The organism is Pseudomonas sp. A39, from assembly GCF_058145955.1.
Genome location: NZ_JBYVMD010000012.1, coordinates 1 through 14,369, shown reverse-complemented (window position 1 = coordinate 14,369; position 14,369 = coordinate 1). Strand labels below are relative to the sequence as shown.

Sequence of the window (14,369 nt, the reverse complement as noted above, 5' to 3'; positions counted from 1 at the left end):
TCAACGAGCGCTGAAGTATAAACAGCGTACTTTCAGTACAGGTCTAACCGACAAGGGACGCATAGCGCGCCCCTTGACTCACTATCTAGCAATCGATGTCACACCCCTGCCCCTGGGATCCGACACGGGCTCAGGCACGCCATGCTGAACCCTAATTGCCTGAATATCACCGTTGAAGCCCTGGCTTGCGAGGTTATAGCCTGCTGCTTCGACATCCGCTGCCAATGGCCCGGAAATCGGCGCGTAGGGCTCCCAGAAGATCGTGTTGGCAGGCAGCAGTTGGTGGTGAAAACGCATCGCACCCACCGCGTCTTTCAGTCCCAGGTGGAAGTCATACACGTTACTGACAGCTTGGAAGATAGACGTAAAAATCCGCGAACCACCCGGTGTACCAATGACCAGGACGACCTTGCCGTCCTTCAGGAAAATCGTTGGAGTCATCGAAGACAATGGCCGCTTTCCGGGTTCGATAGCATTGGTATCAGTGCCCACGACGCCCATCTGATTGGGCACCCCCGCCAGTGCCGAAAAGTCATCCATCTCATCATTTAGCAAAATACCGGTTTTTTCTGCGACCACACCGGAGCCGAAAAAGCCATTGAGCGTGTAGGTGTTGGAAACGGCATTGCCCCATTTATCGACGATTGAGAAGTGCGTGGTCTGGGGTTTTTCCGGCGATTCAATATTCAGACCGGCGACAACCTTATTGGTGTCCGAAGGGACCGACAAATTGACCTGCGACGCCCGGCCCGCCAGGTAGTGCTCGTCGATCAACTCATGCACCGGCACCGTGTAAAAATCCGGATCGCCCAGGTACTGCGCCCGATCGGCAAACACCCGCTTCTCGATCTCCGCCACCAGGTGCATATAGCGCGCGGAATTGAGCGGCACGCCCTGGAAATCCTCGCGGCGCATCTCTTTCATCTTCAACAGTTGCACCAGCGCGACCCCGCCGGAGCTGGGCGGTGGAGCGGTGACAATCTGGAAGCCATTCCAGTTGGCTTGTATGGGATCTCGCCACACGGCTTTGTAGTCGGCCAGGTCCTGCGTGCTGATCAGCCCGCCATTGGCACTCATATCGGTCACGATCAACGCAGCGGTTTTACCGGCGTAGAATCCTTTAGGACCTTGCGCGGCGATGCGTCGGAGTACCGCCTCAAGTTCGGGCTGCTTAAAGGTGGTACCGGCCTGCAGCTTGCCGAAATGTTCAGCGAAGTTGGTTTTACCGGCGAAGCGTTTTTCGTTTTCGCTCGTAGCGATACTGGCCAGTGCTTCATCGACGACGAAACCATGGCGCGCATAGTGAATGGCCGGTTCGATCAGCTGCGTCCATTTGAGCTTGCCAAAACGTTTGTGCGCTTCCCACAGACCGGCGACCGTCCCCGGCACGCCCACCGACCGGTGGCCGATCACACTGCCTTGCGGTTGGTCGGCAGCAATCACTTTTTTACCCGAGCTGTCGACGAACATGTCTCGCGTCGCTTTCAGCGGCGCACGCTCGCGGTAATCGAGAAAGTAGGGTTTGCCCTTGAAGTAGACGGTCATGAAACCGCCGCCGCCGATGTTCCCGGCTTCGGGGTAGGTCACGGCCAGGGAAAAGGCAACGGCGACAGCCGCATCCACGGCATTCCCGCCTTTGGCAAAGATTGCGTTGGCGGTGTCCGCAGCAAATTGGTCAGGTACGGCCACCGCAGAGTGCGTCAACGCCGTGCGTGGGCTGGCGACCGCCAGTTGATAAGTTCCCATAAATAGCAACACCATCCATAGTGCGACGCAGCGACGCGTCCGATAGAACACTGATTTCTTGCACATAGACCACCTGTTTTTTTTATAAATAATGGCAGCACAGTGGCAACTAACAGGGCACGATTATTTATCTGAACCGAGCACCCGGGCGCCTGAAAAGAATCAACACGCAACAACTTCTTATTGGTTTTTCAGCCAAAAAAAGAGCCCTCGACGCGGTTAACGTGGAAGGCTCTTGTGTGTCGCTGATTAAGCGTTCTGCTCGACCCCTACTGAACTTTTTCGCTCCAGGGGGGCTTTCTCCCACTTGGCGATAACCAGGGGTGCGATTGCATTACCCAGCACGTTCAAGGTGGTAGTGCCGCTGTCGATGATCCGGAAGATCCCTGCAATCAACGCGACCCCTTCCAGCGGCAGCCCGGCAGACGCCAAAGTAGCCGACAGAATGATGATGGCGAACCCAGGTACACCCGCAGCGCCCTTTGACGTCAGCACCATCGTGACCACCAGCAGAATTTGCTGAGTCAGTGACAGGTCGATGCCATAGAGCTGGGCAATGAAGATCGTCGCCACACCGAGGAAGATCGAAGCACCGTCCAGGTTGAACGCATAACCCACCGGCACCACGAAGCTGACGATGCGCCGAGGCACGCCGTAGGCTTCCAGCTTGGTCATCAACTGCGGCATGACCGCCGCAGACGCTGCACTGGAGAAGGCCAGAATCAGCTCATCGCGGAAGTACTTGATCAACTTGAAGACGTTTTCGCCGATCAGGTAGCAGATACCGCCGAGCATCACCAGGGCAAAGGTAATCAGCGCCAGGTACACCACACCGATCAACTTGAGCAACGGCAGCAACGAGGCAAATCCGAAGGTCGCTACAGTGGCGCCGATCATGCCGAATACACCGATCGGTGCGTAGGCCATGACAAACGACACCACCTTGAACATGGCGTCGGAGAAGCCCTGCACAACCGCTACAACCGGCGCACTTTTGGCTTTGGGCAACGTGTTTAACGCCATGCCCAGCAGCACCGCAAAGAACAGCACCGACAGCAACTTCCCTTCCGACATCGCGACAATCACGTTATCGGGCACGATGTTTTGCAGGATGATCAACGCGCCTTTCGACGGTTCCATATGCACGGCTGCTGCGTTGTGCGCGATGCCCGCGATTTCGGTGCCTTTACCCGGCTCGAAAATGTTAGCGAAGCACAAGCCGAGCACGATGGCGAGGCTGGTGATTGCAAAGAAGTAGATCAACGACTTTGCGCCCATGCGACCGAACGATTTGTTATCACCGCCCCCAGCAATGCCGAGGATCATGCAGCAGAAAACAATCGGCACGACGACCATTTTCATCATCTTGATGAAGATATCACCGAGCGGTTTAAGTATTTCGGTACTGACCCAAACTTGATTTTCCGGGTGGGTATTGAAATACCAACCCACGAGCACGCCAAGCAACAGCCCGGCAACGATTTGCCAAACTAAGGGGATACGTTTCATGTCTAGCCTTTTTGTTGGAATGAAAGGACTGCGTGACGGCAGTAGCTAGATTCATGAGCTTCCAGCTCATTTATGTTTTCCTGGCGCACTCTTTGGCGTGCGCCAGGTTTTTATTATTTAGCGAAGAGCTGGCTCATATCCTTGAACGCCTTAAACTCCAGCGCATTGCCGCACGGGTCGAACAGGAACATGGTGGCCTGCTCGCCGACCTGGCCTTTAAAGCGAATGTAGGGTTCGATCACAAACTTGGTCGCACGCGCCTTCAAGCGCTCGGCGAGGGCTTCCCATTGCGCCCACTCCAAAATGATGCCGAAGTGCGGAACCGGTACGTCGTGGCCATCTACCGGGTTGCTGTGCACGCTTTCCTGCGAAGCAGTCTTAGGGTGCTCATGGATAACCAGTTGATGGCCGTAGAAATCGAAGTCTACCCACTGGTCGCTCGAGCGACCTTCGGAAAGACCGAACACCTCACCGTAGAAGTGACGTGTGGCGGCCAGGTCATACACCGGGATGGCGAGGTGGAAAGGAGAAAGACTCATCAGGACTCCGATAACAATTTTTTATTGGTTTGTGGTGCCGGACACCGTGGTCGCTGCCCGACGGCTTTTTTGAAGGTGGATTTATGCTAAAGCCACACCACCTTAAAAAAAATCAATATAAATTTTTCACAAGCACAATTTAATTTTGTTAATCAGCGTCTCTGCTTACTGCTCCCAACCCGCCTGAATCGCATGGGTAATTTGATCGACAAACACCCTTGTCTTCGTCGGCACCAGCCGCCCCGGGGGCATCACAGCGTAGATCCCACCCGCTTCCGCCCCCTCCCATTGCGTCAGTACTTGCACAAGCTTGCCATCGCGCACCGCCGCGCCGGCCAGCCAATCAGGCGTGAGAATGATCCCAACACCCTCCACCGCCGCCTGTAAAAGCGACTCCGAACTGTCGGATATCAGCGGCCCCGTCGGTCGAAAAGTCTTTTGCTGGCTGCCGTTTTTCAGCACCCAATCCGGCCAGCTGGAGAGGCTGCAGAATCCCAGGCACGCATGCTCGGCCAACGCTTCAAGGGTTTGGGGCAGGCCATGGGACGCTATGTAGCTGGGCGCGGCATATAGCCGATTGCGAAAAGGCGCGATCTGTTTTGCTACCAGCGTGCTGTCGCGCAGAACGCCGACGCGAATCGCAACATCGAAACCTTCCGCCACGACATCCACGAACCGATCAGCAAAACGCGCGTCCACGCGGATTTTCGGGTGCTGGGCAATAAACGCGGGCAGCAGCGGCGCAACCCATCGACGGCCAAAGGTGATGGGCAGTGACACCCTGAGCAAACCCTGGGGGCTGGTGGCGAAGTTACTCGCCTCCTGGCTCGCGCCGTCCAACTCATCCAGCAATGCGCGAACCCGTTGGTAATACAGCGTGCCCACCTCCGTCAGCGCCACGCGTCGCGTGGTCCTGGAGAGCAGACGTATGCCAAGTCGCTCCTCCAACTGCCCGACCCGACGCGAAACAATCGTAGCGTCGCGCCCTATCACTTTGGCCGCTTCGGTGAAGCTGAGCGCTTCCACCACTGCCACAAACGCCGATAACTCATCCAGCGTCACGCGGCCCAACAACTCGTGCATTTTTTGCATGATAGTTATTCGCCATCCAAAGATTATCTCCAATTATGCAACTGTTAGCCTGAGTGCAACATCCAAACCTAATAGAGAGATAACCGTTATGAAGACTTTTCTAAGCATCGGCACCGGACCAGGCATTGGCTATGAAACCGCTGCACGTTTCGCCCGTGAAGGCTTCCGGGTCGTACTCAGTGCGCGCAACCGGGACAAGACCCAGGCACTGGTAAAGCGCCTGCAAGAGGCCGGTTATGAGGCTTACGCCGAGCAGGTCGATGCCGCAGACCCACAGGCCATCGCACAGTTGGTCGAATACACCCACACACGTTTTGGTGGTCTCGATGTGACGCACTACAACGCCGCGATCATTCGCCAGGCGTCCCTCTCCGAACAGCCGCTCGACACCTTCAACCATGACCTTAACGTCAACATCGGTGGCGCACTGGCCGCGGCACAGGCCAGCCTCAACCTTATGTGCGCACGCAAGAGCGGCACACTCCTGCTCACGGGTGGCTTCTTCGGCATCGAACCGAATGCAGATTACCTTTCGTTGAGCCTGGGTAAGGCCGGTATTCGTGCCTTGACGGCGGGCCTCTTCGAGTCGGCCAAAACCCACAACGTGCATGTGGCTACGGTCACTGTGGCTGCGTTCGTCAAACCGGAATCCGAGGAGGCGGTTGGCATTGCAAAGGCGTTCTGGGACCTGCACAGCCAGACAGAGTCGAACTGGACGGCTGAGGTCACCTACTCGCGCTAGAGGCTGATGTCGCACCGTGATTGCTTGATAAGCCCACATAGCCCGTGATCACTTTTTAATCCAGGGCCATGCCCTTATGGCCCTGAATCTGATGCCACAAAGACTTGAATCAAGTGACGATAGTTGACGCAAATATTGAAGTACCTACCCGCCGACCTATAACTCCCATATTTATTTCAACTCGCGATCCTTGATGTGGGCAATCGGCGCAAGCAGCGACGGGTCGAAGGGTTCCGGCGCGCGCCCCTCCAGCAACCGTTGTACAAGGTCCGGATTGGCCAAGGCAGCCTTACCGACAGCGACGATATCTGCGCCAGCATGCAGGGTTTGTTCAACGCTGGGCGAGTCCTGCACTCCGCCATTGGCGATCAACGCGACACCGGGCGCGTAACGGCGAGCCAGCGTTACCAGGCTTGCCTCGTTACCGATGAAAGCCGGCTGCCAGGCTTGATGCTCCGTCACATGGATGAAGTCAACCCCCGCGTCAGCCAAACTGCCGAAGATCGTCTGTGCGTCATGTTCCCCACCCGCCCATTTGTGCTGAAAGTCATTGACCTTGCCCTGGGAAATACGCACACCCACCGGCGAGTGCCCGACCACCTTTTTTACCGCCGCGATGACCTCAAGCGTCAGGCTCAAGCGCTGGAGAACATCACCGCCCCATCGATCTTCGCGTTGATTGGAGTAGTCCGTCATGAACTGATCCAGCAAATAACCATTGGCGCCATGGATCTCGACACCGTCGAAACCAGCGATCTCAACAGCCCGCTTAGCCGCCTGGGCGAACCCGTCAATGGCATCCGCGATAGCTTCATCACTCATGGCCTTGGGCACCCGGTACGCCCCCTCGCCGTAATAGAACTTCATCTGCTGACCTTTCGGGCGAATGGCCGAAGGGCCGGCAGACTGCTCAACAAAACGGTTGGCCTGGCTCAGTGCGCCGGCATGCATGATCTGCGCGATGGCAGCACTTTCATGGCGATGAATCGCCTCGACCACCGCGCGCCAGGCCAGTGCCTGTTCTCTGTCGGTGATACCGGGCTGGTTCAGGTAGCCTTGGGCATAGTGGCGATCGGTGTAGATTCCCTCCGTGATGACCAACCCAAAACCGCCACGGGCAAAACGCTCGTAGTATCGGACCATTGCAGGCGTGGCATTGCCGCTCTCGCTCGCACTGACGCGTGTCATGGGTGCAAGCACCATGCGATTTTTCAGTTTAAGAGCACCCATATCGAATGGAGTTACAATGCGCGGGTTTAATGCTGTCATGATTTGCCCTCAATTATTCGCCAGCCACGACGATAAGCGGGGCAATAGCTGATTAGAAGCGCACGCTCGCAATAAGGCGCCTTAACGAAAACGGTTATAGCCATGCAGATTCCCGAGATAGAGGTGTTCGCCAACGTCGCCATCAGCAGCAGTCTGTCCGAGGCCGCACGGCGGCTTGGGTTGTCGGCGATGACCGTCTCACGGCGTCTGGCGGCCCTGGAAAAAGAGCTGGGTGTGCGCCTGGTACACCGCACCACGCGCTCCGTCGCACTCACGCCGGAAGGCGAAATGTACCTGCCTTACGCGAAGACCATGCTCGAGGCGAACGAAGCTGCGCGCGCCACGTTGAAAACCAGTGCGGGCAGTGCCAACGGCATATTGAGGGTTACCGCCCCCAGCGTCTTTGGCCAAACCGTCATCATGCCGTTGCTCCCAGCGCTGCTGGCTGACAACCCGACCCTCAAGGTCGACCTGACGCTATCGGACAGCATTATCGACATCGCCGGGCTCGGCATTGATGTGGCCATCCGCATCGCCACACTGCGCGACTCAACGTTGGTGGCCACACCCCTGGCACCAAATCCGCGTGTAGTCTGCGCAAGCCCAGCCTACCTGACGCGGTGGGGCACACCGACGGTGCTGGATGATCTCAATCATCATCAGTGCATCGCGTTGCACAGCATGCCCTACTGGCCGTTCACCAACGGTGAGAACGCCGTGGCCATTCGAGCTCAGGGAGCGTTTTCCGCCAACAGTGTCGAGGCGGTGCGCACGGCAAGCAAACAGGGCCTGGGCCTGGCCATGCTGACGTATTGGGATATTCGCAACGAGCTTGCTGAAGGTTCGCTCGTAAGGGTCAACCTTAAGGACGTACTGCCCGAGCAACTGTCGATCACGGCGGTGCTTCCGACCCGTCACCATGTTCCGCACAGAGTGCGCGTGTTCGTTGAGCACCTGGAAAAAGTGCTCAACTATACACACAGCGAACCAGTCGACCTTATGCGCCAACACCCAATAACGAATCCAGGTGCAACATGATCAGAGAGTTGAAGACATTTATCTGCGTTACGCAGCGGGGCACGTTCGCGGCGGCTGGCCAGCAGGTTGGGCTGACGCAGTCGGCCGTCAGCGCCCAGATCAAAAGCCTTGAGGACAGCTTGGGGGTCAAACTGTTTGATCGTACCGGACGCTCAGCCACGCTCAATTCAGCCGGTCAACGTGCCATTCCCCTGGCCGAGGAAATCCTGCGGCTTTTCGGTCGGATGGGTGCCGCAGACACCGGCAATGACTTCCACGGAGCACTGCGAATCGGCGCGATCGGCACGGTTCAGACCGGGATCCTGCCGCAGGCGCTGGTGGCTTTGAAATCACAGGCCCCTTTCATCGAAACCAACCTTGTACCGGGTGTGTCGTTGAACCTGCTCAGCCAGGTGGACGCCGGTGAGTTGGACCTGGCCATCATGATCAGACCGCCGTTTTCACTACCCAAGGATCTGCATGCCGAAGTCATCGCGCGCGAGGCTTTCGTATTGATCACGTCCAAAGATGTGGTGGGTGACGATCCGCTGGCGATTCTGGCAGAACAACCTTTTGTACGGTATGACCGAGGCTCCTTTGGCGGGCGGTTGGTTACCCAGTTTCTCAAGCAACAAAAAATCCATGTGCATCAGGCACTGGAGCTGGATGAACTGGATGCCATTGTCAAAATGGTACGCAGTGGGCTCGGCGTTTCGCTGGTACCGAAGGCGGGTTTATGGCTCGAACATGCGGATGATGTCAGGGTGCTGGAGTTGCGCAAACTCACGTTTTTCAGGGAGATCGTACTGGTCTCGAAATACCGGCAAAAACATTCGCCCCTGTTCAACATTTTCCGGACCTGCGTTCTTGATGCGGTGTGATGCCTTTCGAGTGCATATGGGCAACAGAAAATCAACCGCGGCACCGCAAGCTTTTCAGCCTTTGTACGAACCATCGTGGTGCAGCACGAACAACAATGGTGCAAAAGCTTATGTTACCGATTTACTCATCGAAATTATTCGTGCTCAGGACACAGAATTTGCGCTTTTCCCCACCGTGTTTCCGGATAAGAATTGATTCAGATCAAAACAAATCAATAGGAAACCACCGTGAGCCTCTCTCCTTTCCATCTGGCAATTCCCGTCTACGATCTGGCCGCCACACGTCACTTCTACGGTGAGGTGTTCGGTCTTTCCGAAGGTCGCTCGAGCGACCAGTGGGTAGACTTCGATTTCTACGGCCATCAACTGGTTATCCATGAGCACCCTAAGACTGCTTCGCAGGAAAGCGTGCACAGCAACCCGGTAGATGGCCACGACGTACCGGTTCCGCACTTCGGCATCATTTTGGAGTGGGCGCAATGGGAAGCCCTCGCCGAGCGCTTGAAGGCGCGTGCGACCAAGTTTGTGATCGAACCCTACATTCGCTTTAAAGGCCAGGTCGGCGAGCAGGCCACCATGTTCCTGTTCGACCCGTGCGGCAATGCGCTGGAGTTCAAGGCGTTCAAGGATATGAGCCAGCTCTTCGCCAAGTAATCTGTTGTTCAAGCGACCGTCGCCAATAGAGCGACGGCGCACTAACAAGCCGTGAAGCCTTGCTGTGTTGCGCCGGATACCTGTGAAAGCTTGTGCTTTCTCTGTCTCGCTGCACGCGCCTGGCCGATGCTTTGCCTGCCGCATGAGGATAGAGAACACTATGTCCGACCTCAGTCGCATTTTGGATGAGCCGCCAAGGGCGTCGCTCTCCCCCGTTAAATGGCACTTTGAGCCGTGCGGTGATCGCTGCGTGATCCTGGTATTCGGCAGCGTATTTTCCATTGAGCTCAACCGCCAGGCCGCCTCGGTCGGCAGTCAATTACGCACCCTGGTTGCTCAAGGCAAGCTGCGGGGCATCACGGATGTTGTATCTGCGATGGTAAGCGTCGGCGTTCATTACTCTCCCGAGTCAATTGCCAGCCTTTTCCCCGGTGTGTCGCCTTACGAATCGATCTGCACACTTGTGACCGAGCGTCTCAAGGACTCGCGCAGTGCTGCAGCAACGATCGGCACCCGCCTCGACATTCCCGTGTGCTACGACCCCGAATATGCCCCGGACCTTGAAGATATCGCACAGGCCTGTGGCCTGTCCGCCAATGAGGTGATCACCGCTCACACGGCCGACTGGCTGGATGTGTTGATGGTCGGTTTCGCGCCAGGCCATCCCTACATCGGCATGCACGACAGCGCCCTGTCGCTGCCGCGTCGTGCGACACCGCGCACGCTGGTCAAGCAAGGCAGCATCGGCATCGCCAACCGACAAAGTGTGATTTACCCGGCTGATCTCCCCGGCGGTTGGAACCTCATAGGGCGAACACCGCTGCCCATGTTTTCCCCCTTGAGTGAGCCGCCGTGTCGTTTACAGGGCGGCGACCAGATTCGATTTGTACCCATTACCCGCCATGAATTTGATCTGTTGGCTCGGGAGAACATGAAGTGACCATCAAGGTAATCAAACCCGGCATGCTCTCTACCTTCCAGGACACCGGGCGGTATGGGTTCCAGCATTGGGGCGTCCCCGTGACCGGCGTGATGGATGAGGATGCGCATGCACTCTGTAACCTGCTGGTCGGCAACCCTCGTACCTTCAGCACGTTGGAAATGACCCTCCAGGGCCCGACGCTGCACTTTCAGGCCAAAGCCGTGATTGCGCTCGCCGGCGCGGACCTCGGCGCCGAGCTGGATGCGATTCCGCTCAAGCCCGGCGTGGCAGCTTTGGTGTCTCCAGGCAGTACCTTGAGTTTCGGCAAACGGCGACAGGGCGCCCGCAGCTATCTCGCGGTAGCTGGCGGCTTTTTGCTGCAACCGCTGATGAACAGCACCAGCACTTATTCCCGGGGCGGATTCGGCGGGCTGCGCGGCCGCGCGCTGCAAGCCGGGGATTTGATCCCCATTTGCTCATCGTTTGCCAACCCGCCACGTCTCAGCCCCCGCTCCCACTTTGGGCTGTATGAAGCGGTTGCCTGCGAACAGATAAGAGTGATCGCCGGGCGAGAATGGAAGGACTTTTCCGCTGAGTCCCAAGCGCACTTCTTGAACCATGACTACACCTTGAGCGGTGACTCGGACCGTATGGGCTACCGACTCGATGGCACACCGCTGGCGTTGTCTTCGCCCAAAGAACTGTTATCGGAAAGTGTCACGTTCGGCACCGTCCAGGTGCCCCCCAGCGGCAAGCCGCTGATCCTGATGGCCGACCGACAAACGACCGGCGGATATCCACGTATCGCCCAAGTAGCCAGTGTCGATTTGCCACGGCTCGCGCAATTACTGCCGGGCGACAAGTTGCGATTCTCTCTTATAGATTTGAGCGCCGCCGAAGCCTTGCTGCTCACCCGCGCTCGCACGCTCAAAGCGATGGAGGCCTTTAATGCCTGAAATAGATTTCAACAGCGACCTTGGCGAAGGTTTCAGCATTTATCGCGCAGGCGACGATGCGGCGATTCTTCCACACCTCACCTCAGCCAATATCGCCTGCGGCTTTCACGCCGGGGATTCGCGCTCCATGCGCTCAACCGTGGCGCTGGCAGCACAGTTGGGTGTGGCAATCGGTGCCCATCCTGGCTTTGACGACCTGCAAGGTTTCGGTCGCCGAATGATGACGCTGTCCGAGGATGAAGTGTACGAACTCATCGTTTACCAAGTCGGTGCGTTGCTGGGCTTTACCAAAGCGGCCAAGGTCGAACTGCGCCACGTCAAACCCCATGGTGCGCTTTACAACTTCGCGGCGGTGCACCGCCCCACTGCCGACGCGATCTGCAGAGCAGTCAAGGACATTGATCCGGGCCTGATTCTTTTCGGCTTGTCGGGAAGTGCCTTGGTCACCGCCGCCCAAGCCTGCGGTTTGACCGTGGCACATGAAGTGTTTGCCGATCGCAGCTACCAGGAGGACGGCACACTGACGCCCCGCAGCCAGCCTGGCGCAATGATTGAAAACCTCCACGATGCGATCGATCAAGTCATGAACATGCTGCACTTGGGCGAAGTGCGCACCACCCAAGGGACCTGGGTACCAGTGAAAGCACACACGCTTTGCATACACGGCGACCAGCCCGGCGCTGCAGCGTTTGCCCGTGCGATCAAGCACGCACTGCTCAAAGAAGGCATCACCATTCAAAAACCCGCGCGTGCGCGTACTTAAGTGACACCCACAACGTTTACCCATAATAAAAAGGAAACAACCATGCCTCGCGAATCAACCTCCTCGTTTTAACTGCCGAGCTTAAACCTCGTCTGAAAGCTGAATAGTCAATTACGGATGCGTCTGGGCGCCTGAATGCCCGGATCAACCGTGCACTGTCGGTTTCAGGACGTCACTTTCAAGGCAGGCCCCTCTGCCACTTAACTCTTTTGGCCATTGGCCAGAGTGGAAGGTATTTATGTCTCGTGTTCTTTCTGAAACTACGCATTCGCCGCACCTCGACGTCGATGCAAACGCCACCGGTGACACAACGCAGTCGGCCGTCATTGCCAAGCGCGCGGCCATGGCTTCGGCCACCGGCACCGCCGTTGAATACTATGAGTTCAGTATCTACGGCTATATGGCGACCATCATCGCGCCTTTGTTCTTTCCCGGTGATAACCCCGCCGCGGCCCTCCTCGCCACGTTGGCGGTGTTCGGTATTGCCTTTGTCATTCGCCCGATCGGCGGCGTGCTGCTCGGTCGCCTTGCCGATCGTATCGGTCGACGTCGAGTGCTGCTCAGCACCGTGATCGGGATGGGCACCGCAACTGCACTGATAGGCGTGCTGCCCACCACCGCCCAGATCGGCCTCGCAGCCCCTATTCTGCTGGTGCTATTGCGGTTGTCCCAAGGCTTCTTCGCCGGTGGCGAAGTGGTAGGCGCCGCGGCGTTTGTGGCGGAATCCTCGCCCAACGGCAGACGCGGGTTCTTCGGTTCATTCACACCGCTGGGCGTTGCCGTGGGTGGCGCCACCGGCGCGATTGTCTGCGGTATTACCACCGGGCTGCTCAGTACCGAGCAATTGCAGGCATGGGGCTGGCGTATCCCGTTCTTCCTGTCCATCCCGCTGGTTATTTTTTCGTTTTACATGCGGCATAACGTTGAGGAAACGCCGGAATTCAAAGCCTTCCTGGCGAAGGAAAAGCCTCCGGTAGCGCCGGTCAAAGAGGTGTTCAGCAAAAATCTGCCGGCACTGCTGCGGGTCATCGTCTTCGCGTCTGCGCAGAATGCGGGTTACTTCATCGGGATGGTGTTCATGAACATCTACCTCACAACTTACCTGCACTTCGAAAAATCCAAAGTCTACTGGGTGATTGCAGTTATCAGCCTGTGCATGGCGGCGATGATGCCCTTCTGGGGTGGTTTGTCAGACCGCATCGGTCGCAGGAAGGCGCTGAGCATCGGCTTTCTGGGCTACGCCATTCTGGTGATTCCCATGATGATCCTGATGGACAGCGGCAGCCTATGGATCGCTGCGCTGGCGATGTTTGTCGCCACCTTGCCCATGCCAATTGTGCAGTCGGTGGGCTACCCCACTTACGCCGAGCAATTTCCAACGCGTGTGCGCTACACGGCCATGGCGATCAGCATCAACCTGGGCGCCATCCTGGGAGGCGGGATAACCCCCTACGTGGTCACCTCGATTATCACCAAGACCGGTAATTTACTGGTACCGGGCTATTTCATGGCGGGTGCTGCGGTGTGTGCCTTGCTGGCGATTCTCACGCTGCGTGAAACGTCCAAGGGCAACCTCCTTAGATAGTTCGACGCTTCGTTTAGCCCCCAACCCACACATAAGGTTGCAGCAGCATGGACATTGAAAAAGTAAAAGAACTGGTCAAGTTGATCGAAGGATCGGGCCTGGCGGAAATCGACTTCAAAGAAGGCAACAATCGGGTCCGCCTTCGTCGAAACAGTAAACCCGCCGCTCACATCCCCGCGGTGGACGCTCCACAGATAGCCGAACTGCAGCAGGCTCCGGTCAAGCCTAAACCCGTCGGGACGGTTATCTCGGCACCGATGGTGGGCGTGTTCTACCGAAAGGCATCGGCGACTTCAGCAGCGTTCGTTGAGATTGGCCAATCCGTGGCAAAGGGCGATGTCTTGTGCATCGTGGAAGCCATGAAAATGATGAACACCGTGGAGGCAACCTGCAGTGGGGTCATTGAGGCAATCATGGTCGAAGACGGTCAGCCCGTTGAATACGACCAGCCCATGTTCAGCATTGTTTGAGCGACGCGGAGGTCAGAATGAGTGAAGTCGCAAAACTGCAAAAAGTAGTGATCGCCAACCGTGGCGAAATTGCTTTGCGTATCGTACGCGCCTGTAAAGAACTGGGCATCAAGACCGTCGCTGTTTACTCGACGGCCGATACCGAACTGATGCACGTGAAACTGGCGGACGAAAGCATTTGCATCGGCCCGCCACTGGCCACGAACTCGTACCTGAAAGTCTCG

15 protein-coding genes are annotated in these 14,369 nt (G+C 57.1%); 10 read left to right on the top strand and 5 right to left on the bottom strand.

Features of this window, described 5'->3' with window-relative positions:
* Window positions 1–81: 81 nt before the first annotated feature.
* The 4 genes from ggt to AC3ZU9_RS11785 form a co-directional block, all read right to left on the bottom strand.
* The gene (ggt, locus tag AC3ZU9_RS11800; protein WP_490090795.1) at window positions 82–1,761 is read right to left on the bottom strand and encodes a gamma-glutamyltransferase; all 1,680 of its coding nucleotides are present in this window, start codon (window positions 1,759–1,761) and stop codon (window positions 82–84) included.
* Between the two features lie 234 nt (window positions 1,762–1,995).
* A complete protein-coding gene (locus AC3ZU9_RS11795; protein WP_236417011.1) occupies window positions 1,996–3,255 on the bottom strand; it encodes a cation:dicarboxylate symporter family transporter in 1,260 nt (419 codons plus the stop codon).
* A gap of 113 nt (window positions 3,256–3,368) precedes the next feature.
* A complete protein-coding gene (locus tag AC3ZU9_RS11790; RefSeq protein ID WP_032885513.1) occupies window positions 3,369–3,794 on the bottom strand; it encodes a VOC family protein in 426 nt (141 codons plus the stop codon).
* 165 nt (window positions 3,795–3,959) lie between these two features.
* Window positions 3,960–4,886 carry a LysR family transcriptional regulator gene (locus AC3ZU9_RS11785; protein WP_490090750.1) on the bottom strand — a complete coding sequence of 309 codons (927 nt, stop codon included), beginning with the start codon at window positions 4,884–4,886 and terminating at the stop codon, window positions 3,960–3,962.
* An 88-nt stretch (window positions 4,887–4,974) separates the two neighbouring features.
* Here AC3ZU9_RS11785 and AC3ZU9_RS11780 point away from each other — a divergent pair, with 88 nt between their 5' ends.
* Complete coding sequence (locus AC3ZU9_RS11780; protein ID WP_490090749.1) at window positions 4,975–5,628, top strand: SDR family oxidoreductase; 654 nt, start codon at window positions 4,975–4,977, stop codon at window positions 5,626–5,628.
* A 171-nt stretch (window positions 5,629–5,799) separates the two neighbouring features.
* Here the strand turns inward: AC3ZU9_RS11780 and AC3ZU9_RS11775 are convergent, their stop codons facing one another.
* Complete coding sequence (locus tag AC3ZU9_RS11775; protein ID WP_490090748.1) at window positions 5,800–6,897, bottom strand: oxidoreductase; 1,098 nt, start codon at window positions 6,895–6,897, stop codon at window positions 5,800–5,802.
* A gap of 102 nt (window positions 6,898–6,999) precedes the next feature.
* On the opposite strand from AC3ZU9_RS11775, the gene AC3ZU9_RS11770 reads away from it, so the two are divergent.
* The 9 genes from AC3ZU9_RS11770 to AC3ZU9_RS11730 form a co-directional block, all read left to right on the top strand.
* A complete protein-coding gene (locus tag AC3ZU9_RS11770; RefSeq protein WP_490090747.1) occupies window positions 7,000–7,935 on the top strand; it encodes a LysR family transcriptional regulator in 936 nt (311 codons plus the stop codon).
* The gene (locus AC3ZU9_RS11765; protein WP_490090746.1) at window positions 7,932–8,795 is read left to right on the top strand and encodes a LysR family transcriptional regulator; all 864 of its coding nucleotides are present in this window, start codon (window positions 7,932–7,934) and stop codon (window positions 8,793–8,795) included. Before AC3ZU9_RS11770 ends, AC3ZU9_RS11765 begins: the two co-directional genes overlap by 4 nt.
* 228 nt (window positions 8,796–9,023) lie before the next feature.
* Complete coding sequence (locus AC3ZU9_RS11760) at window positions 9,024–9,449, top strand: VOC family protein (RefSeq protein ID WP_032885513.1); 426 nt, start codon at window positions 9,024–9,026, stop codon at window positions 9,447–9,449.
* A gap of 160 nt (window positions 9,450–9,609) precedes the next feature.
* Window positions 9,610–10,389, top strand: a complete 780-nt coding sequence (locus tag AC3ZU9_RS11755; RefSeq protein ID WP_490090745.1) for a 5-oxoprolinase subunit B family protein — start codon at window positions 9,610–9,612, stop codon at window positions 10,387–10,389.
* Window positions 10,386–11,327, top strand: a complete 942-nt coding sequence (locus tag AC3ZU9_RS11750) for a 5-oxoprolinase subunit C family protein (RefSeq protein WP_490090744.1) — start codon at window positions 10,386–10,388, stop codon at window positions 11,325–11,327. Before AC3ZU9_RS11755 ends, AC3ZU9_RS11750 begins: the two co-directional genes overlap by 4 nt.
* Complete coding sequence (locus AC3ZU9_RS11745; protein ID WP_490090743.1) at window positions 11,320–12,090, top strand: LamB/YcsF family protein; 771 nt, start codon at window positions 11,320–11,322, stop codon at window positions 12,088–12,090. Before AC3ZU9_RS11750 ends, AC3ZU9_RS11745 begins: the two co-directional genes overlap by 8 nt.
* A 238-nt stretch (window positions 12,091–12,328) precedes the next feature.
* Complete coding sequence (locus AC3ZU9_RS11740) at window positions 12,329–13,675, top strand: MFS transporter (RefSeq protein ID WP_490090742.1); 1,347 nt, start codon at window positions 12,329–12,331, stop codon at window positions 13,673–13,675.
* Window positions 13,676–13,722: 47 nt separating this feature from the next.
* Complete coding sequence (gene accB, locus AC3ZU9_RS11735; protein ID WP_490090741.1) at window positions 13,723–14,145, top strand: acetyl-CoA carboxylase biotin carboxyl carrier protein; 423 nt, start codon at window positions 13,723–13,725, stop codon at window positions 14,143–14,145.
* Between the two features lie 17 nt (window positions 14,146–14,162).
* A partial coding sequence (locus AC3ZU9_RS11730) for a biotin carboxylase N-terminal domain-containing protein (protein WP_490090740.1) occupies window positions 14,163–14,369 on the top strand: 207 nt, incomplete at its 3' end.